Source organism: Luteimicrobium sp. DT211, from assembly GCF_049844995.1.
GTDB lineage: Bacteria > Actinomycetota > Actinomycetes > Actinomycetales > Cellulomonadaceae > Luteimicrobium.
In genome coordinates this window covers 548,399-568,169 of record NZ_JBNCMC010000002.1, presented here as the reverse complement: position 1 = coordinate 568,169, position 19,771 = coordinate 548,399, and the positions used below count along the sequence as shown (strand labels likewise).

Here is a 19,771-nt window from a genome sequence, read left to right as displayed (position 1 = left end):
GGCGTTCCACAGGCCCCGGAGGGGGCTTCCCTCGGGCCTCGCCGGCCCGTGGGATGGCGGGCATGGACCCCACGACCCGCCTCGCCGCCGCCCGTCCCGCCGACCTCCTCGCGTACGTCCCGTTCCGCCTCGGCTACCGGCCCCGCGACAGCGTCGTCGCCGCGAGCCTCCGCGCCGGCGGCGCGGTCGGGCTCGTCGTGCGGTCCGACCTCGCCGACCTCGGCGAGAAGCGCGGCGGCGGCGCCCTCGCCGGTGCCGTCGCCGCGCACGTGCTCCGCGACGACCCGCGCGACGTCGTCCTGGTCGCCTACGGGGACGACGAGCGCGCCGCGCTCCGCGGGACCGACGCGCTCGAGGACGCGCTGGCGGAGCTCGGGTCCGACGTTTCCGTCGCCGCCCGGTGGCACGTAACCTCGACCGGCTACCGCGGCCTCGGCTGCGCCGACCCCGGGTGCTGCCCGCCCGGCGGCCATCCGCTCGCCGACATCGACGCGAGCCCCGTCGCCGCCGGGCTGGTCTACGCGGGCGTCGCGGTCGCGCCGTCGCGCGAGGAGGCGTACGCGCTCGTCCCGGCCGAGCCGTCGCGCCGGGCGTCCGCCCTGCGCACCGCGCGCACCTGGGTGCGCCGGCGCGACGAGCTCGGGGTCCGCGCATGGCGGCGGGCGTCGCTGCGCGCCTGGCGCGACGTGCGCGCCGCGGTCGCCGCCGCCGACGCGCGGCGGGCGGTCCAGCCCGCGGTCGTCCAGGTCGCGGCCTCCCGCCTCGGGCGGGTGGCCGCCGCCCTCACCGACCCGATCCTGCGCGACGCCGTGCTGCTCACCGTCCTGCCGACCGGCGACCCCGGGCTGCCCGACCGCCTGGTCGACGCCGCGTCGACGGGGGTCGGTATCGAAGCGCTCGACGAGGCGATCGACGCCGTCGGCCTGCTCGTCGACGCCGACCGCGGGGCTGCGCCCGATCCCGACGACGCCCGCACCGCGCGCGTCGCCGCCGAGCTCGTGGCCGCGCACGCGCGGGGGGACGGGCAGGCCTACGCGCTCGGGCTCGCGGCCGCGCTGGCCTGGTGGGTCGGCGACGGCGGCCTCGCCGGGGCCCGCGCCGCCCGCGCGCTCGAGGTCGGCCCGGACCACGGGCTCGCCCGGCTCGTGCACGACGCGCTCGCCCGCGGCGTCGGGCCAGGCTGGACGCGGGCGGAGCACCTGGCCGTCCGGTAGCGTCTACCCGTCGGAACGCGGACGGAGGAACGGATGCCAGTGGTCGTCGGGGTGCTCTCCACACCCGAAGGTGCGCGCGCGCTGGACGCCGCCGTCGCCGAGGCCGCGCGCCGCGCGACCGCCCTCGTCCTGGTCCCAGGCCGCGTGGACGAGCCCGCCGACGAGGCGCTCGCGGCGGCGCAGGCCGCAGGGGTGGAGGCCCGGCAAGCCCCCCCGAGCCAGGAGGGCGAGTTCGCGGCGCGCCTCGTCGAGGCCGCCGAGCGCTCGGGCGCGGACGTCGTGGTCATCGGCCTGCGGCGGCGCAGCCCGGTGGGCAAGCTCATCCTCGGGGCCGGGGCGCAGCGGATCCTCCTCGACGCGCCGTGCCCGGTGCTCGCGGTCAAGCCCGCCTCCTGACCTGCGGCGGGACCGCGAGGAGGGGCGGCGGCGGCTCCTGTGGCCACCGCTGGGGCCCACGATCCCGCGGAATACCTGGGCTCCGCGCCGCGTTGTTGCCGTCAGTTCCACCCCAGAATCCCACCCGCCCGGGGCCGCTCGACGAGCCCCGGGGACGCGGTCGGCCGGTACAATGGTAGTAACGCCGGCCTGTCCGACCGGTCACTCGCCGTCTGATCCCCCGCCAGCCGAAAGGTCGTTCGTGGCGCCCCTCACCTCTGACAACACCCTCCCGCGCGAGTTCGAGCACTCCGCCCTGCAGGACCTCCTCCGTCGTGGGGCGGCCTCTGGCAAGGTCGACGCCCAGAGCGTCCGTGTGGCCTGCGACGAGGCGGGCGTGCAGGACGCGAAGCGGCTCAAGGCCGTCATGCGTGCCCTGGCGGGCGCCGGCGTCCAGGTCGAGCTCGGCTCGGTCAAGGTCGCCGCCGCCTCGAGCGCGTCCTCCACCACCACGGCGCGCGCGACGTCGCGCACCAAGGCCGCCGGTTCGACCACCGCCTCGCGCGCCGCGTCGACCCGCGCCGCGGCCGCCGACGGCGACGCCGACTCCACCGACGAGGCCGCCGAGACCCCGGCGAAGCCCGCGACCCGGTCCACCACGTCGCGCTCCCGCGCCGCGAGCAAGACCGGCACGGCCACGGCCGCCAAGAAGACCACCGCCCGCGCCCGCGCCGCCGCGAAGACGGACGAGCCGGACGGCGAGGTCGTCGACGACGTCGAGGCCGACGCGACCGAGGCCACGGGCGGCGACGCGGCCAAGAAGGAGTCGTCGGGCGACGAGGACTCGGGCTTCGTCTACTCCGACGCCGACGACGACGACGCCCCGGCCCAGCAGGTCGTGACCGCCGGCGCCACCGCCGACCCGGTCAAGGACTACCTCAAGCAGATCGGCAAGGTCGCGCTCCTCAACGCGGAGCAGGAGGTCGAGCTCGCGAAGCGCATCGAGGCCGGCCTGTTCGCCGAGGAGAAGCTCGCCAAGGAGTACCCGGGCTACGACCGCGCCAAGGCCGACGCGACCACGCGTCAGCTCGTGCGCGAGCTCCAGTGGATCGCGGCCGACGGCAAGCGCGCCAAGAACCACCTGCTCGAGGCGAACCTGCGCCTCGTCGTCTCGCTCGCCAAGCGGTACACCGGCCGCGGCATGCTGTTCCTGGACCTCATCCAGGAGGGCAACCTCGGTCTGATCCGCGCGGTCGAGAAGTTCGACTACACCAAGGGCTACAAGTTCTCGACGTACGCCACCTGGTGGATCCGGCAGGCGATCACCCGCGCCATGGCCGACCAGGCCCGCACCATCCGCATCCCGGTGCACATGGTCGAGGTCATCAACAAGCTCGCCCGCGTGCAGCGCCAGATGCTCCAGGACCTGGGCCGCGAGCCCACGCCGGAGGAGCTGGCCAAGGAGCTCGACATGACGCCTGAGAAGGTCGTCGAGGTCCAGAAGTACGGCCGCGAGCCCATCTCGCTGCACACCCCGCTCGGCGAGGACGGCGACAGCGAGTTCGGCGACCTCATCGAGGACTCCGAGGCGGTCGTCCCGGCCGACGCGGTGAGCTTCACGCTCCTGCAGGAGCAGCTGCACGGCGTGCTCGACACGCTGTCGGAGCGCGAGGCGGGCGTCGTCTCGATGCGCTTCGGCCTGCAGGACGGTCAGCCGAAGACTCTCGACGAGATCGGCAAGGTCTACGGCGTCACGCGCGAGCGGATCCGTCAGATCGAGTCCAAGACGATGTCGAAGCTGCGGCACCCCAGCCGCTCGCAGGTCCTGCGGGACTACCTCGACTGAGCATCACCCGCTCCACGAACGGCCCGGACGCCACTGGTGTCCGGGCCGTTCCGCGTCTCCCGTCAGCCGACGGTGACGTAGGCGTCCGTGGTCGGGTCCGCGGGCGGGTGCGGCCAGGCGGTCCGGCCACGCGCCGTCGTCTGACACGTCACCCGTCGGCGAACGGAGCGTCACCGTCGGCGGGGCTTCAGCGGCGCAGGCGGTGGAACGTGGGGCAGTCGAACGGGTCGCGCGCGCTCAGGCCCACCTCGTTGAGGTAGCGCACGACGATCCCGTACGACTCGAGCAGGCTGGTCTCGGTGTAGGGGACGCCGACCTCGGCGCAGTGCTGCTGGACGAGCCGACGCGCGGCGAGCAGGTGCGGCCGGGGCATGCTCGGGAAGAGGTGGTGCTCGATCTGGAAGTTGAGGCCGCCCATGAGCAGGTTCATCGTCCAACCCCCGCGGATGTTGCGTGACGTCAGGACCTGCTTGCTGAGGAAGTCCACGCGCGACGTGGGCGACAGGATCGCCATCCCCTTGTGGTTCGGCGCGAACGAGGCTCCCATGTAGACGCCGAAGACGGCGCCCCAGACGCCCAGGAACGCCAGCGCGAGGCCGAGCGGCATGACCGCCAGGACGAAGGCGAGCCCGAGCGCGAGGCGCGTGAGGATCATGGCGAGCTCGGCGCGCCGCTCGCGGTCGTGACGCACGTCCCGCGCCACCGAGCGGATCGACGTCACGTGCAGGTTGAGCCCCTCGAGGGTCAGCAGCGGGAAGAACAGCCACCCCTGGTAGCGGTTGACGACCGCCTTGATCCCGCGGGCGCGGGCCGCGTACTCGGGGAGGAACGAGACGACGCCCTCGCCGATGTCCGGGTCGGCGTCGGCCTTGTTCGGGTTGGCGTGGTGCCGGGAGTGCTTCGCCTGCCACCACGAGTAGCTCATCCCGACGACGGCGCTCGCGAGGATCCGCCCCAGCCGGTCGTTCGCGCGGTTCGAGGAGAAGACCTGGCGGTGGGCCGCCTCGTGGGCGACGAACGCGAGCTGCGTCATCACGACGCCCAGCGCGGCCGCGAGCAGCAGCTGCCACCACGACGAGCCGAGCGCGACGACGCCGGCAACGATCCCGACGAGCGCCACGCCCAGCACGGCGAGGAGCGTCAGGTAGAAGCCGGTCGTCCGGGCGAGGAGGCCGTTCTCGCGGACGGTCCGCGACAGGTCGGTGAACGAGCTGGTCACGCGGTTGTGGCGGTCGCGGGCGGGGGCGGTGGTGGTCACGTCCTCGACGCTAGGGAGCACGCGACGGCGCGTCTGTGGTGCCGTCCGCCGACCGGGGTGGGGCTGTCCCCCTTGCGCCGCGGGGGAGGTTCCCGCCGTCGACGACGTCGCGCGGCCCGGACCCGCGGGCGGGTGCACGAAGGCCCCCGCCCGGTCGGGCGGGGGCCTTCGATCTGAGGTCGCGACGCACACCACGTCGCGACGGAGGTCTCGGGGGAGCGGTCAGCGTGCTCCGTGGTCGGCGAGGAGCCGGTGGGTCTCGTCGTGGACGGACGTCGCGACGTCCGCGTAGGCGGCTGCGTGCTCGCGTGCGTGGTGCGCACAGAACAGCAGCTCGCCCCTGGCGAGGACCACACGGACGTACGCCTGGGCTCCGCAGCGGTCGCAGCGGTCGGCAGCGGTCAGGGTCTCGGTCGTCGTGCTCACGAGAACATGTAACCATCGCACGGCGCCCGGCATGCCCTCGACGGGCCCCGGGAGGCCCCTCGTTCGCTCCGCGCGTAGCGCGAGCGCCGCCGGGGCCGCCGGTCGTGTGAGCCACGGCACGCCTCACACGGTCTGTCCCCGGCAGCGCCTACCCTGGTCACCGTGACGACCACCTCCGCCGAGTCCAGCTACACCGCGCGGCACCTGTCCGTCCTCGAGGGGCTCGAGGCCGTCCGCAAGCGACCGGGCATGTACATCGGGACCACCGACTCCCGCGGTCTCATGCACTGCCTGTGGGAGATCATCGACAACTCGGTCGACGAGGCCCTGGGCGGCCACTGCACGCACATCCGCGTGGTCCTGCACGCCGACACCTCCGTCACCGTCGAGGACGACGGCCGGGGCATCCCCGTGGACATCGAGCCGAAGACGGGCCTGTCGGGCGTCGAGGTCGTCTACACGAAGCTGCACGCGGGCGGGAAGTTCGGCGGCGGCTCGTACACCGCGTCGGGCGGCCTGCACGGCGTGGGCGCGTCGGTGGTGAACGCGCTGTCGTCCCGGCTCGACGCGTACGTCGACCGGGGCGGCAAGACGTACCGGATGACGTTCCACCGCGGCGAGCCGGGCACCTTCGCGGATCCCGCCGCCGGGCCGTCGCCCGAGAGCCCGTTCACGCCGTTCGTGTCGGGCTCCGAGCTGGCCGTCGTCGGCAAGGTGGCGCGCGGGCGCACCGGCACGCGCGTGCGCTACTGGGCGGACCGGCAGATCTTCCCCAAGACGGCGGTGTTCTCGTACGACGAGCTCGTGACCCGCGTGCGCCAGACGACGTTCCTCGTCCCGGGCCTGGAGATCACGGTCCGCGACGAGCGCGGCCTGGCGGGCACACCGGGCGAGGCCGGTCCGCACGAGGAGACCTTCGTCCACACGGGCGGCTCCGTGGACTTCGTCGACTACCTCGCGCCCGACACACCGGTGACCGCGACGTGGCGCCTGGAGGGGTCGGGCTCGTTCACCGAGACCGTGCCGGTGCTCGACGAGCGCGGCCACATGTCCCCGCAGGCGGTCGAGCGCGAGTGCGACGTCGACGTGGCGCTGCGCTGGGGCACGGGCTACGAGACCGAGCTGCGCACGTTCGTGAACATCATCTCGACGCCCAAGGGCGGCACCCACCAGGCGGGGTTCGAGCAGGGCCTGCTCAAGGTCGTGCGCAAGGCCGTGGAGACCAACGCGCGCCGGCTCAAGGTCAGCACGCGCGACTCGAGCGAGAAGATCGAGAAGGACGACGTGCTGGCCGGCATGACCGCCGTCGTCACGGTCCGCCTCGCGGAGCCGCAGTTCGAGGGCCAGACCAAGGAGGTCCTCGGGACGGGCCCGGTGCGCGCGATCGTGGCGCGCGTCGTCGAGAAGCAGCTCGCGGCGCTGTTCGGGTCGCCCAAGCGGGACGACAAGGCGCAGACGTCGCTGCTGCTCGACAAGGTCGTCTCGGAGATGCGCGCGCGGGTGAGCGCCCGCAAGCAGAAGGAGATCTCGCGCCGCAAGAACGCGCTGGAGACCTCGTCGCTGCCGAGCAAGCTGGCCGACTGCCGCACCGACGACGTCGAGCGCTCCGAGCTGTTCATCGTCGAGGGTGACAGCGCCCTCGGCACCGCGCGGCTCGCGCGCAGCTCCGAGTTCCAGGCGCTGCTGCCGATCCGCGGGAAGATCCTCAACGTCCAGAAGGCGTCGATCTCCGACATGCTGCGCAACGCGGAGTGCGCGGCGATCATCCAGGTGCTGGGCGCCGGGTCGGGGCGCTCGTTCGACCTCGAGGCGGCGCGCTACGGCAAGATCGTCATGATGACGGACGCCGACGTCGACGGCGCGCACATCCGCACCCTCCTGCTCACGCTGTTCTTCCGGTACATGCGCCCGCTCGTCGACGCCGGCCGCATCTACGCGGCGGTGCCGCCGCTGCACCGGGTCGAGGTGATCGGCGCCGGCTCGCGCAAGAACGAGTACATCTACACCTACTCGGAGGCGGAGCTCCAGACGACGCTGAAGAAGCTCGACAAGGCCGGCCGCCGCTACAAGGACGACATCCAGCGGTACAAGGGCCTCGGCGAGATGGACGCCGACCAGCTCGCGGAGACCACCATGGACCCCCGCCACCGGACGCTGCGCCGCGTCACCGCGGCGGACGCCGAGGCCGCGGAGCGCGTGTTCGAGCTGCTCATGGGCTCCGAGGTCGCGCCACGCAAGGACTTCATCGTCGCGGGCGCGGCGAACCTCGACCGGGACCGCATCGACGCCTGAGCGCCCAGCCCCGCACCGAGCCGGTCGACGGGATCGACGGGCCCGGCGTCGCCGGGCGGGCGGGGCGCGGCGACGCGTCGCGACACCTCCCGTTCACCTGGGCCTGCCACCATCGCGCGGGACGTGCGCCGCCGTCCGCCACGGCGACGGAAGGACCGGATGAGCCTCTCGGACCCGCTGCGCGCCGGAGACCGGGCCCCCGCGCCACGCACGCTCGTCGACGTGCTCGCCGCCACGGCCGCCGCGCATCCCACCGCCCCCGCGATCGACGACGGCGCCCGGGTGTGGTCCTACGCGGAGCTCGAGGCCGAGGTGGACGTGCGGGCCGGGCGGCTGCGCGAGGACGGCGTCGCGGTCGGCGACCGGGTGGGCGTGCGGGCGACGTCGGGCCGGGCGGACCTGTACCTCACGATCCTCGCCGTGCTGCGCGCCGGCGCCGCGTACGTGCCGGTCGACGTGGACGACCCGCCCGAGCGCGCCGCGCTGGTGTTCGGGGAGGCGGGCGTGGTCGCCGTCGTCGGGGACGACCTGGCGACGGGCCCGGGCACCGCGCCGCCGCGACCGGCCGCCCCGGACACCGTCCGGCCCGACGACGCCGCGACCGCCGCGGGCCTCGAGGACGACGCGTGGATCATCTTCACGTCCGGCTCCACGGGCACGCCCAAGGGCGTCGCGGTCACGCACCGCAGCGCGGCCGCGTTCGTCGACGCCGAGGCGCAGGTGTTCCTCCAGGACGCGCCGCTCGGTCCGGGCGACCGGGTCCTGGCGGGCCTGTCCGTCGCGTTCGACGCGAGCTGCGAGGAGATGTGGCTCGCGTGGCGGCACGGCGCGTGCCTCGTGCCCGCGGACCGGGCGCTCGTCCGCTCGGGCCTCGACCTGGGCCCGTGGATCGCCGAGCGCGGGATCACGGTCGTCTCGACCGTCCCGACCCTCGCGGGCCTGATCGCCGCGGACGACCTCGCGGCCGTCCGGCTCCTCATCTTCGGCGGCGAGGCGTGCCCGCCCGAGCTCGCCGCCCGGCTCGCGAGCCCGGGCCGCGAGGTGTGGAACACCTACGGGCCCACGGAGGCCACGGTCGTCGCGTGCGCGGCGCCGCTCGACGGCGTCGGTCCGGTGCGGATCGGGCTGCCGCTGCCCGGCTGGGACCTCGTGGTCGTCGACGACGCGGGCCGGCCGGTGGCGGCCGGGGCGACCGGCGAGCTCGTGATCGGCGGCGTCGGCCTCGCGCACTACCTGGACCCGGCGAAGGACGCCGAGAAGTACGCGCCGCTGCCGTCCGTGGGCTGGGAGCGTGCGTACCGCAGCGGCGACCTGGTCGTGAACGACCCCGAGGGCCTGCTGTTCGTGGGGCGCGCCGACGACCAGGTGAAGGTCGGCGGGCGGCGCATCGAGCTCGGCGAGATCGACGCGGCGCTGCTCGCCGCGCCGGGGGTCGGGCACGCCGCGGCGGCCGTGCGGCGGTCGGCGTCGGGCACGAAGATCCTCGTCGGCTACGTCGTCGCCGACGGCGACGGGCTCGACCAGGGTGCCGTCCTCGCCCACCTGCGCGAGAGCCTGCCCGCGGCGCTCGTGCCGCTGCTCGGCGTGGTCGACGAGATCCCCACCCGGACCTCCGGGAAGGTCGACCGCGACGCGCTGCCGTGGCCGCTCGCCGGAGCGGGGGCGGGCGCCGACGAGCCCGAGGCCGACGCCGCCACGCTCGGCGGTCCCGGCGCCGCGTGGCTCGCGGACCGCTGGGCGGACGTCCTGGGCGTGCGCCCGACTTCCGCGGACGACGACTTCTTCGACCTCGGCGGCGGGAGCCTCACGGCCGCGCAGGTCGTCTCGGCGGTGCGCACGCGCTACCCGCTGACCACCGTGGCCGACCTGTACGCGCACCCGGGCCTGGCGGACCTCGCCGCGTTCCTGCCCGCCACGTACGGGGAGCACGACCTGGCCTCGGGCCAGGGCACGGACGGCGCGGCCGCCGCCCCGGCGCGCGCCGTGCCCCGCCCGACGCCGCGGGGCGCGCAGGCGGTCCAGGTGCTCCTCCTGCTGGTCCTCCGGTTCGTCGCGGGGCTGCGCTGGGTCACGTGGCTCGCGGTCGGCGCGGGCGTCGTCCACCTGCTCGGCCTCGGGGCGGCGGGCCTCGTGCCCGACGTCACCTGGTGGGTCGTCGTCGCGGCGTGGCTGGTGCTCGTCACGCCGTTCGGGCGTCTCGCGCTCACGGCGCTCGCGGCCCGCGCGCTGCTGCGCGGGGTGCGGGCGGGCGAGCACCCGCGGGGCGGGTCGGTGCACCTGCGGATCTGGTTCGTCGAGCAGCTCCTCGAGGCGCTCGGGGGCTTCACGCTGACGGCGGCGCCGTTCGTCGGCGTCTTCGCGCGGGCCCTGGGGGCGAGCGTCGGGCGGGGCGTCGACCTGCACTCGCTGCCGCCCGTGACGGGGATGCTGACGCTCAAGGACCGCTGCGCCGTCGAGCCGGAGGTCGACCTGCTCGGCCACTGGCTCGAGGGGGACACCCTGCACGTCGGGCCGATCGTCGTCGGCGCGGGCGCGACCGTCGGGGCGCGGAGCATCCTCCTGCCCGGCGCGCGGGTCGGCGCGGACAGCGACGTCGCCGCCGGTTCCGCCGTCGTCGGCGAGGTCGGGGCGGGGGAGTACTGGGAGGGGTCGCCCGCGACGCGCCGGCGCAAGGTGGTCCGGCACCCGTGGCCCGAGGAGCGGCCGGCGCGCGGCACACGCTGGGTCGTCGTGTACGGGGTGAGCGGCGCGCTGCTGGGCCTGGTGCCGCTGCTCGCGGTCGTCGTCGGGGCGCTCGTGCTGGTGCCCGCGCTGGGCGACGGCACGCAGGCGCTGGCCGACGTCGCGTGGCCCGTCCTGGCGCGGGTGCCGCTCGCCGCGCTCGCCGCGTTCGCGTCCCTCGCCGTCCTCACGGTCGCCGTGGTCCGCCTGCTCGGGATCGGGCTCACCGAGGGCTTCCACCCGGTGCGCTCCCGCGTCGGCTGGCAGGCGTGGTGCACCGAGCGCGCCATGGACGCGGCCCGCACCTCCCTTTTCCCGCTGTACTCGAGCCTGGTCACGCCCCTGTGGCTGCGCGTCCTCGGCGCCCGCGTGGGCCGGAGGGTCGAGGCGTCCACCGTCGTGGGCCTGCCGTCGATGATGGACGTCGCCGACGGCGCGTTCCTCGCCGACGACACCATGGTCGCCCCGTACGAGCTGGGCGGGGGCTACCTGCGCGTCGCGCGGGCGAAGGTCGGCAAGCGGGCGTTCCTCGGGAACTCCGGGATCACCGCGCCCGGCCGCTCCGTGCCGAAGAACGGCCTCGTCGCCGTCCTGTCGGCCGCGCCGAGCAAGGCGCGCCGCGGCACGTCCTGGATCGGGAGCCCGCCCGTCCAGCTGCGCCGGTCCGCGTCCGACGGCGACGAGTCGCTCACCTACGACCCGCCGGCGCGCTTGCTGTGGGCGCGGGGGAGCGTCGAGGTGCTGCGGCTGGCGGCGGTGGTCGTGACGGGTGCGCTCGGGGTCGGTGCGGTCCTCGGGGTCCTCGCGGCCGCCGACCGCGGGTGGGGCCTCGCCCTCCTCCTCGCGGGGCCGGTGCTGCTCGCCACGGGCGCGCTCGCCGCGCTGCTCACGGCGGGGCTCAAGGCGCTGCTCGTCGGGCGGTTCCGCGCCGGCGACCACCCGCTGTGGAGCTCGTTCGTCTGGCGCAACGAGCTCGCCGACACGTTCACCGAGGTGGTCGCGGCGCCCTGGTTCGCGAACCACGTGCTCGGGACGCCCGTGCTGGTCGTGTGGCTCCGGCTCCTCGGCGCCCGGATCGGGCGCGGGGTCTGGTGCGAGACGTACTGGCTGCCCGAGTGCGACCTCGTCACGCTCGGCGACGGGGCCGTCGTCGGGCGCGGGAGCGTCGTGCAGACCCACCTGTTCCACGACCGCGTCATGAGCCTCGACACCGTCGCCCTGGCGGACGGCGCGTCCGTCGGACCGCACAGCGTGGTGCTCCCCGCCGCCCACCTCGGCGCGGGCGCGAGCGCCGGGCCGTCGTCGCTCGTCATGCGCGGCGAGGACGTGCCGGCCGGCTCGCGCTGGCAGGGAAACCCGATCGTGCCCTGGCCGGCACCGTAGGCTGACCCGGCGCGAGAGGAGAACGGTGACGATCAGGAAGACCCCGGCGGGCGGCTGGCCCGACCCGTACGTGCCCGGCCACGGGTCCGCCGCGTACGTCGTGACGCACTACGGGCTGGAGCTCGTCTACCGCGTGACGCCCAACCGGCTCGAGGGGACCGCGACGCTCGACGTCCGCACCCTCGTCGACGTCACCGAGCTGCGCCTCGACCTCGACCGGCTCAAGGTGACGCGCGTCCAGGTCGGCGGGAGGGCCGCGCGGTACGCGCAGAAGGCGGGGTCCGTCGTCGTGCGGCTGGCCGCGCCGGCGCCCGCCGGCACGGAGCTGACCGTCCAGGTGGCCTACAGCGGCAACCCCCGGCCGTCACGCGGGACCTGGGGCGAGACCGGGTGGGAGGAGCTCACCGACGGCGTCCTCGTCGCCGGACAGCCCGACGGCGCCCCCACCTGGTTCCCGTGCAACGACCACACCGGGTACAAGGCGACGCTCGACCTCACGGTCACCGTGGACGCCCCGTACACCGTGGTCGCCTGCTCGCCCGTGCAGCGGGTCACCCGCCGGTCGTCGACCCGCACCTGGGTCTTCGAGCGCACCGAGCCGCTGTGCGTCTACCTCATGACGCTGCAGGTCGGGCAGTACGACCTCGCGCCGCTCGGCCCCGGCGCGCAGGTCGCGCGCCCCGCCGCGCTCGCCGGCCGCGTCGACGCCGACCTGTCGCGGCACGCCGAGCTCGTCGGCGTCTTCGAGGACGCGTTCGGTCCCTACCCGTTCTCGTCGTACACGCTCGTCGTCACGCCCGACCCCCTGGAGATCCCCCTCGAGGCGCACGCCGCCGCCGTCTTCGGGTCCAACCACCTCGACGGCCACGGCGGCGCGGACCGCCTCGTCGCGCACGAGCTCGCCCACCAGTGGTTCGGCAACAGCGTGTCCGTCGGACGGTGGCAGGACGTCTGGCTCAACGAGGGCTTCGCCTGCTACGCCGAGTGGATCTGGTCGGGGGCCTCGGGCGGGTCCGCCACCGACGCCCAGGCCCGCGCCGCCCACGACCGCCTCGCGCGCCTGCCCCAGGACCTCGTCGTCGGCGACCCCGGACCCGACGACATGTTCGACGACCGCGTCTACAAGCGCGGCGCCCTCACCCTGCACGCCCTGCGGCTCACGGTCGGCGACGACGCGTTCTTCCGCCTCCTGCACGCCTGGACCGAGCGGCACCGGTTCGGCACCGTCGCGACCGCCGACCTGAGGGCGCTCGCGGCCGAGGTGTGCGGGACCGACGGCCTGGAGGACCTCTTCGACGCGTGGCTCACCCGGCCGGCGCTGCCGGCGCTGCCCCGCTGAGGACGACGACCGCCCCGACGAGCTCGAGACCGTCGACGACCGGGTCGAGGGCGGCCCACCGGGGCGAGGGTGCGGGGCCGGCGTCGGCGGGCCAGCGGCGCAGCTCGCCGGGCGCGTCGGGGTCGCCCAGCGTGACCGACGACGGCGCCACTGCCAGCCCGTGCCCCGTCGCCTTGAGCAGCGCCTCCTTGCGGGTCCAGGCGCGGGCCACGTCGCGGTCGGTCCAGGCGGGGCGGGCGGCGCGCTCGTCGTCGGACAGGAGGACGGGGCGGACGTCCGCGTGCGCGACGGCGGCGACGTCCTCGACGTCCACGCCGACCGGTCCCTCGTCGGTCAGCGCCACCACGACGACGCCCGCCGCGTAGGACACCGACAGGTGCCACCCGGCCTCCAGCGCCCCGGGGGCCTCCGGCTTGCCGTGCGCGCGGGACCCGCACGTGACGCAGCACCGGACCAGCAGCGGCGCGCCGTCCGGCCCGGGCGCCGGGATCCCGGCGTCGGCGAGCATCGCGCGCAGGAGCGGGTCGCGGGCGTCGGCGCGCGGCCGCCCCGCGACACGGGCCTCGCGGGTCAGGAGCATCGCCCCAGTCTGCCCGGTGCGCCCGCCGTCAGCGGCGGCGGACCACCGGGACGCCGCCGCGCAGCGCCCGCGGGATCTCGGCGACGTCGTCGACCACGGCGCCCAGCCGCGCGACGTCCTCGGCGGACGCGGGGGAGTCGACGGCGACCTCGTAGGCGACGCCCGTCGAGCGCCACCGGTCGTCGAACCCGCCGTCCGCCTCGACGACCACGCCGTGCACGGCGACGCCCAGCCGCTGGCCCTCGCGGAACGTGTCGTTGAGGACGCACAGGGCGACCGCGAGGTGGAGCACCTGGGCGCCGTTCGTGGCGGGCGCCGCGAGCACGCCCGCCACGGTCCACGGATGCTCGAGCGTGACGCCGGCTCCGGAGCGCAGGGTGCCCGCGCTCGCGCGGACCCCGAACGGTGAGAGCTCCATGCGACGAGTGTGCGCCGCCGGGCCGCGACGCGCGTCCGGTGCGCGGACAACCGGTGGCGCGCCCGGCGCGGTCCCTAGGATGAGCCCATGACCAGCCTGCACGTCGAGCCTTCGGGGCGCGCCCGGAAGCCCCTCGCCCGACGACGAGCCCTCCTGGGCGCCGTCGTGCCCGTCGCCCTCGCCGCGGGCCTGCTCGGCGGGTGCGCGTCGTCGTCGTCGGACGAGCCGGCGGCGACCGGGACGCAGACCGCGGCGGCGTGGCCGTCGGGCGTCACGCCCAGCGCGACGCCGACCGACCAGTTCACGCGCGACGCCGACGGCGCGGTCACGGGCATCACGTATCCCGGCGCGGACGGCGAGACGGCGCTCGACCTGTTGCTCGGCGTCGATCCGACCGCGAAGGTGAAGGGGACGGGCAAGAACGCGTTCGTCGTGGGGATCGGCGGGCGCACCGCCGACGACGCCAAGCACGAGTTCTGGTCGCTCGAGGTGGACGGCAAGCAGGCCCAGGTGGGCGCGGGAACGCTCAAGACGAAGGACGGGGAGACCATCACGTGGACGCTCGCGACGTACTGAGCCCCCTGTCCTGGCGCGACCTGGCCCACCGCTGGTGGCGGGTCGCCGTCGTCGTCGCGCTCCTCGCGCTGGCCGTCGGCTGGCGGCTCGTCAAGGACGACCTGGGCGTACCGCCGAACCTCGAGCTGTCGACCGCCGCGACGTTCGCCGCGGCCCTGCTGCTCCGCAACCGGACGGCCGCGCTCGCGCCGCTCGCCGTGGCGGCCGTGAGCGACCTCGTGCTCGGGAACACCTCGATCCTCGTCTTCACATGGTCGGCGTGGGCCGTGATCGGCGTCGCGTCGGTGCTGCTGCCGCGGTTCCGCGGCGGGCGCCACGGCGGCTGGAAGCGGTACGCGACCGCCCTCGGCTTCGGGCTCGGCTCGTCCCTGGGGTTCTTCGCGTGGACCAACTTCGGCGTCTGGCTCATGGGCGACGGCGCGTGGTACCCGCACACCGTCGGCGGGCTCGTCGACTGCTATGTCGCCGGGCTGCCGTTCCTGCGGCCGATGCTGCTCGGCAACCTCGTGCTCGTGCCCCTCGCCGCGGGCGTCGTGACGCTCGTCGAGCGGCTGGAGCGCGCCGCGCAGCACCACACGGTCGCCGCGCGCTGAGCGGGCGGCGTTGAGGACGGGGCGGTTCGGGCTCGTCGCGGCGGAGCGAGCGCGCGGCCTGCCGGCGGGTGCGACGACGACCCTACGGCCGGACGGGTTGACCCAGACTCCGGTCACGTACCTGGACTTCACGCTCGGCGGCGAACGCGTCCACGACCTCGTCGCCTGCTGCCTGGGGTACGAGTCCGACGACATCTCGGCACTTCACGACGGGTGGCCGGACGGTGCGATCGAGTCGATCGAGCGGCTGCTCGGCCTGGCCGATCCCGACCTGCCGGACGGCCGGACCTCGATCTACGTGTGTCCGGAGTGCGGCGACCTGGGTTGCGGGGCCGTCACGGCGAGGGTGCGGTTCACGGAGACGACCGTCGAGTGGCGGGACCTCGGGTTCCAGGACGAGAACTTCCCCGAGATCACGCCGATTCTCGACGGCGGCGCACCGCTCAGCGTGAGGTTCGACCGGGCCTCGTACGAGGAGCACCTCGAGCGAGAGCTCGAACGCTTTCGCGAGCTGGCGGTCGGGTGGGTGCATCCCCGGACGGTCGCGGCGCGCCGTCGTCGCCGGGAGCGACTCGCGAGATGGCGGGCGGCGCTCCGTCGACCGGGACGGTAGTCCGCACCACAGGCTTCACGCGCCGGCCCGTGCCCGTTCACCCGCCGGCCTCAGCGAACCCCCAGGGTCGATCCGGTGCCTCCGGCACACGGAGGCGCTGCGGGGCCGGACGGCCCCGCCACCGAGTCGCACCCGAGGCGAGGTAGTCGCATGAGACCGATGGTCGCGCACCGTCGACGAGCAGTTCCCTACGCCGTGGCAGCCGTGGCTGCCACGGCGCTCTCCACTCTCCCGACCGCGGCGTTCGCGGGCGCCGCCCCGGCACCGGACGGCGTGACCAGCAGCACGGCCGCCCCGGCGACGGGCGGGCTCGCGCTCACCGACACGACCGAGAAGGTCGGTCCGGGGATAGCGCTGCAGCACGTCAAGGCGCTCGAGCAGACCGGCTGGTACGACGCGCAGTTCCTCTCGGTCGACCTGGCGAACGGTGCCGTGAGCACCGACCTGCTGACGTCGGGCCCGGTCGCGTCCGGCGGCCCGCTCAGCACCGCGGCCAACAAGGCGGGAGCGGTCGCCGGCGTCAACGGCGAGTTCTTCGACATCGGCAACAGCAACGCGGCCCTGGGCGGCGAGGTCCAGGACGGCCAGCTCCTCAAGACCGCGGACGTCGGAGGCCGCGACCACGTGGGCGTCAGCGCCGACGGCATCGCGCAGCTCGTCGACCTCACCGTCGACGCGACGGCGACCTTCGGCGGCGTCCAGCACAAGGTCCTGTCGATCAACGCCGCGAACGGCAGCGGCGTCCCGGCGGACGGCCTGGTCGCCTACACGTCGGCGTGGGGCGACTACAGCCGCAGCCGCGGTTTCCCGGGAGTCTCGGACGATGCGCTCGCCGAGGTCCTGGTCGAGAACGGGACCGTGGTGTCCGTGACCCCGAAGGGGCCCGCCGGCTCGGGGACGATCCCCGCGGACGGCTTCGTGCTCGTCGGACGGGACGCCGCCGCTGCCGCGGTCCGCGCGCTGCAGCCCGGCGACCCGGTCGCGCTGACCTACGCCCTCGCCGACGACGTCGCGAAGACCATGAAGTTCGCGCTCGGCGACGGCGGCACGATCGTCAAGGACGGGAAGGTCGTCGACGGCCTCCAGACCTCGATCGCGCCGCGCACGGCGCTCGGGTTCAAGGACGGCGGCAAGACGCTCGTCCTGGCGACGTGGGACGGCCCAGGCGGCACCGGCAAGGGCGGCGTGGGGATCGACAAGGAGGCACGCGACCTCGCGGCCCTCGGCGTCCAGACCGCGGTGAACCTCGACGGCGGCGGCTCGACCACGATGGTCGCGAGGGCGCTCGGCGAGGACGAGGCCACGGTGCGCAACGTCCCGTCGGACGGGCACGAGCGCAACGACCCGAACGGCGTCGGCGTCTTCGTGTCGCCCGGCGACGGAAGGCTTCACGACCTCCTCGTCGCCGCGGGTCCGGGCCAGGCGTCCTCCGACGGCGGGATCAAGGTCTTCCCGGGGATGCACCGCACGCTCACGGCGAAGGGCGTGGACGACCATGCGACGCCGGTCGCCCTGCCCACCGGGTCGGTCCGCTGGAGCGTCGGGGGAGGCGCGGTCGTGCGTGACGGCACGCTCGCCGTCCCGGCGCAGGGCCACGGCACCGTGACGGTCCGCGCGTCGGCCAAGAACCGGGCGGGCGCCGCCGACGTCACCGTGCTCGACCCGGTCAAGACCGTCGAGCTGTCCTCCCAGCGCCTGTCCATCCCGGACGCCACGCCCGACGACGCGGTGACGGTCTCGGTCACCGGCCGCGACGAGCAGGGCTACACCGCGCCGATCGACCCGCGGGACCTCACGCTCGACTACGACCACACGGTCGTGTCGATCACGTCGGCGGGAGGAAAGCTCAAGATCACCCCGCTCACGGACGCCGGCACGATCCTCACGGTCACCGCGGGCGGCGTGTCGACGCAGCTCCCGATCACGATCGGCGTCCAGACGAAGACGGTGTACGACTTCGACGACGACGTGCTCGCCCGCTGGCGCAACAACAGCACCGCGGCGACCACCTTCTCCGCGGACCCCGACGGGCTGAAGGTCGACTTCGCGGCGATGCGCAACGTGGGCATCTCGGCGGCGTCGGCGGCGCAGCGGGTCGAGGTGCCCGGCCAGCCGCTGCGGGTGCGGGTGCGTCTGAGGTCGAGCATCGCCGTGCCGAGCGGCCTGACCTACCTCGGGTACTACGACGCGAACGGCAAGGCGAGCGGCGTCTACGGGACCGGGCTGACGGCCGGCGACGACTGGCAGGACGCCACGTTCACGCTTCCGGCGAGCACGGCGTTCCCGATCTCGATCGCGAGCTTCCAGGGCATCAACACGGCCGTCGCGCAGCAGAAGGCGGGCACGTTCGTGCTGGACCGCATCGAGGCCGACGTCCCGACGTCGATCGACCTGCTTGCCCAGCCGGGCCTCGTCGCCGACCCGCTCGTCTCCACCGACGGGACGCTCCTGGACGGGAAGAAGGCCTGGACCTTCGCGACGCTGTCCGACGTGCAGTTCACCGCCGACAGCCCCGCGCTCTCGCAGGTCGCGACCGCGGCGATCCACAAGATCCGGACGACGCACCCCGACCTCGTGGTCCTCAACGGTGACATCACGGACCGTGGCCTGCCGCAGGACCTGGCGCTCGCGCGCCAGGTGCTCACCGACGCGGGCTGCGACCTGATCCCGGTGGGCGACGAGCCGGCCGCGGACTCGACGCCCGACCCGAAGGCCGGGTCGATCCCGTGCTACTACGTCCCCGGCAACCACGAGTCGTACGGCCTGAACAACACCCAGTCCGACCTGACGAACTTCACGACCGAGTTCGGCCGGCCGTACCGGACGTTCGACCACAAGGGCACGCGGTTCATCCTGCTCGCGAGCTCCCTCGGCACGTTGCGCGGCACCGCCTGGGAGCAGCTGCCGATGATGCAGCAGGCGCTCGCGGACGCGAAGAAGGACCGGTCGGTGAAGAACGTCGTGGTCTTCGCGCACCACCCCGTGGACGACCCGGCGGACACGAGGTCCAGCCAGCTCGGCGACCGGGACGAGGTCTCGCTCGTCGAGAAGATGCTCACCGACTTCCGTGGGACGTCCGGCAAGGGCGCGACCATGGTCGGCTCGCACGCCCAGATCGCGAGCGTGGAGCGGGTGGAGGGCGTCCCGTACACGGTGCTGCCGTCGTCCGGCAAGGACCCCTACGGCACGCCGGACCGGGGCGGCTTCACGGGCTGGGTCGACTGGTCCGTCGACCCGACCCGCAGCGCGGGCCAGCAGTGGATCGAGGCCGACGTCCGCGCGTTCGCCCAGTCGGTCACGCTCGACGCTCCGGAGACCCTGGAGACCGGCACGACGGCGCAGCTCTCCGGCAGCATCGTGCAGCCGGAGGGTGTGGCGAGCGGGACGCGCGTCGTGCCGCTGGCGTACCCGATGTCGGTGGCGTGGAGCGGCTCGTCGGGCCTCGCGATCGGCAGCGGCAAGGACGCGGTCGCGCGTGCGCGCGCCGAGCGGAAGGTTGCCGTCCTCGATCCGCAGACCCGGACCCTCACCGCACTGCGCACCGGGACGGTGACGGTCACGGTGACGAACGACGCGATGCGGACCTACACCGGGGCGAGCTCGCTCGCGCCGGTCACGACGTCGCAGACGGTCACCGTGGTGCCGTCGACGAGCGGCCCCGGCTTCAGCGCGGAGACGCCCGTGTTCACCGACCAGCCGGTCGGCACGCCCGGGCAGGTGCGGACGGTGACCGTGACGAACACGGGGACGGCCGCGCTGCGGGTGCGCTCGGTGCGGGTCTCGCAGCGGGGCGGGAGCGACTTCCGGGTGGTGCGCGACGCGTGCTCGAACCGGTCGGTCGCCCCCGGCGCGACCTGCGCCGTGGAGGTCAGGTTCGCACCCGTGCACCCGGGCGCGACGTCGACGGCGTCGCTCGTGTTCAGCACCAACGCGGCCCAGGCGACCCGGACGGTCCCGCTGAGCGGCACGAGCACGACGATCCGGTGGGGCTGGGGCGACGACGGACCGGGTGCTCGCACGGGCTCGGGTCTCACCGGGGCGGGCGCCTGGCCGCGGTAGCTCGCGTGCGCACGACGCGAGCCCAGAGCGGGTGAGCAGGGGCCGGGGCGGACCGACGTCCGCCCCGGCCCGATCCCT

Annotated in this window: 14 protein-coding genes; 10 read left to right on the top strand and 4 right to left on the bottom strand. The window is 74.8% G+C overall.

Annotated features, from left to right (window positions below):
* The first annotated feature begins 62 nt into the window (after positions 1–62).
* The 3 genes from ACLQ14_RS06730 to ACLQ14_RS06720 all read left to right on the top strand — a co-directional run bounded on the left by ACLQ14_RS06730 (position 63) and on the right by ACLQ14_RS06720 (position 3,435).
* Complete coding sequence (locus tag ACLQ14_RS06730) at positions 63–1,214, top strand: DUF4192 domain-containing protein (protein WP_425811184.1); 1,152 nt, start codon at positions 63–65, stop codon at positions 1,212–1,214.
* A gap of 33 nt (positions 1,215–1,247) precedes the next feature.
* A complete protein-coding gene (locus ACLQ14_RS06725; protein ID WP_425811182.1) occupies positions 1,248–1,610 on the top strand; it encodes a universal stress protein in 363 nt (120 codons plus the stop codon).
* Positions 1,611–1,851: 241 nt separating this feature from the next.
* The gene (locus ACLQ14_RS06720; RefSeq protein ID WP_425811180.1) at positions 1,852–3,435 is read left to right on the top strand and encodes an RNA polymerase sigma factor; all 1,584 of its coding nucleotides are present in this window, start codon (positions 1,852–1,854) and stop codon (positions 3,433–3,435) included.
* A gap of 187 nt (positions 3,436–3,622) precedes the next feature.
* Here ACLQ14_RS06720 and ACLQ14_RS06715 read toward each other — a convergent pair whose 3' ends face one another.
* The gene (locus ACLQ14_RS06715) at positions 3,623–4,693 is read right to left on the bottom strand and encodes a fatty acid desaturase family protein (protein WP_425811178.1); all 1,071 of its coding nucleotides are present in this window, start codon (positions 4,691–4,693) and stop codon (positions 3,623–3,625) included.
* Between the two features lie 222 nt (positions 4,694–4,915).
* A complete protein-coding gene (locus ACLQ14_RS06710; RefSeq protein ID WP_425811651.1) occupies positions 4,916–5,152 on the bottom strand; it encodes a DUF7455 domain-containing protein in 237 nt (78 codons plus the stop codon).
* A 129-nt stretch (positions 5,153–5,281) separates the two neighbouring features.
* Between ACLQ14_RS06710 and ACLQ14_RS06705 the strand changes: the two genes are divergently transcribed.
* The 3 genes from ACLQ14_RS06705 to ACLQ14_RS06695 all read left to right on the top strand — a co-directional run bounded on the left by ACLQ14_RS06705 (position 5,282) and on the right by ACLQ14_RS06695 (position 12,854).
* The gene (locus tag ACLQ14_RS06705) at positions 5,282–7,411 is read left to right on the top strand and encodes a DNA gyrase/topoisomerase IV subunit B (protein WP_425811176.1); all 2,130 of its coding nucleotides are present in this window, start codon (positions 5,282–5,284) and stop codon (positions 7,409–7,411) included.
* Between the two features lie 159 nt (positions 7,412–7,570).
* Positions 7,571–11,515: a Pls/PosA family non-ribosomal peptide synthetase gene (locus ACLQ14_RS06700; RefSeq protein WP_425811174.1), complete on the top strand. Its 3,945-nt coding sequence runs from the start codon at positions 7,571–7,573 to the stop codon at positions 11,513–11,515.
* A gap of 25 nt (positions 11,516–11,540) precedes the next feature.
* Positions 11,541–12,854 carry a M1 family metallopeptidase gene (locus ACLQ14_RS06695; protein WP_425811172.1) on the top strand — a complete coding sequence of 438 codons (1,314 nt, stop codon included), beginning with the start codon at positions 11,541–11,543 and terminating at the stop codon, positions 12,852–12,854.
* Here ACLQ14_RS06695 and ACLQ14_RS06690 read toward each other — a convergent pair.
* Positions 12,820–13,434: a 4'-phosphopantetheinyl transferase family protein gene (locus ACLQ14_RS06690; protein ID WP_425811170.1), complete on the bottom strand. Its 615-nt coding sequence runs from the start codon at positions 13,432–13,434 to the stop codon at positions 12,820–12,822. The two genes, ACLQ14_RS06695 and ACLQ14_RS06690, sit on opposite strands and share 35 nt — an antisense overlap.
* Before the next feature lie 28 nt (positions 13,435–13,462).
* Complete coding sequence (locus ACLQ14_RS06685; RefSeq protein WP_425811168.1) at positions 13,463–13,852, bottom strand: OsmC family protein; 390 nt, start codon at positions 13,850–13,852, stop codon at positions 13,463–13,465.
* An 87-nt stretch (positions 13,853–13,939) separates the two neighbouring features.
* Here ACLQ14_RS06685 and ACLQ14_RS06680 point away from each other — a divergent pair, with 87 nt between their 5' ends.
* The 4 genes from ACLQ14_RS06680 to ACLQ14_RS06665 all read left to right on the top strand — a co-directional run bounded on the left by ACLQ14_RS06680 (position 13,940) and on the right by ACLQ14_RS06665 (position 19,693).
* Positions 13,940–14,428 (top strand): DUF4430 domain-containing protein, encoded by a 489-nt coding sequence (locus ACLQ14_RS06680; RefSeq protein WP_425811166.1) that lies wholly within the window; start codon positions 13,940–13,942, stop codon positions 14,426–14,428.
* Positions 14,407–15,021, top strand: a complete 615-nt coding sequence (locus ACLQ14_RS06675; protein WP_425811164.1) for a DUF6580 family putative transport protein — start codon at positions 14,407–14,409, stop codon at positions 15,019–15,021. Before ACLQ14_RS06680 ends, ACLQ14_RS06675 begins: the two co-directional genes overlap by 22 nt.
* 97 nt (positions 15,022–15,118) lie before the next feature.
* Positions 15,119–15,634: a hypothetical protein gene (locus tag ACLQ14_RS06670; protein ID WP_425811162.1), complete on the top strand. Its 516-nt coding sequence runs from the start codon at positions 15,119–15,121 to the stop codon at positions 15,632–15,634.
* 195 nt (positions 15,635–15,829) lie between these two features.
* The gene (locus ACLQ14_RS06665) at positions 15,830–19,693 is read left to right on the top strand and encodes a phosphodiester glycosidase family protein (protein WP_425811160.1); all 3,864 of its coding nucleotides are present in this window, start codon (positions 15,830–15,832) and stop codon (positions 19,691–19,693) included.
* Positions 19,694–19,771 lie beyond the last annotated feature (78 nt).

Excerpts from the sequence above, each read along its gene's own strand:
- ACLQ14_RS06730 (WP_425811184.1), top strand. The coding sequence starts at position 63 with ATGGACCCCACGACCCGCCTCGCCGCCGCCCGTCCCGCCGACCTCCTC.
- ACLQ14_RS06725 (WP_425811182.1), top strand. The coding sequence starts at position 1,248 with ATGCCAGTGGTCGTCGGGGTGCTCTCCACACCCGAAGGTGCGCGCGCG.
- ACLQ14_RS06710 (WP_425811651.1), bottom strand. The coding sequence starts at position 5,152 with ATGCCGGGCGCCGTGCGATGGTTACATGTTCTCGTGAGCACGACGACC.
- ACLQ14_RS06700 (WP_425811174.1), top strand. The coding sequence starts at position 7,571 with ATGAGCCTCTCGGACCCGCTGCGCGCCGGAGACCGGGCCCCCGCGCCA.
- ACLQ14_RS06690 (WP_425811170.1), bottom strand. The coding sequence starts at position 13,434 with ATGCTCCTGACCCGCGAGGCCCGTGTCGCGGGGCGGCCGCGCGCCGAC.
- ACLQ14_RS06685 (WP_425811168.1), bottom strand. The coding sequence starts at position 13,852 with ATGGAGCTCTCACCGTTCGGGGTCCGCGCGAGCGCGGGCACCCTGCGC.
- ACLQ14_RS06680 (WP_425811166.1), top strand. The coding sequence starts at position 13,940 with ATGACCAGCCTGCACGTCGAGCCTTCGGGGCGCGCCCGGAAGCCCCTC.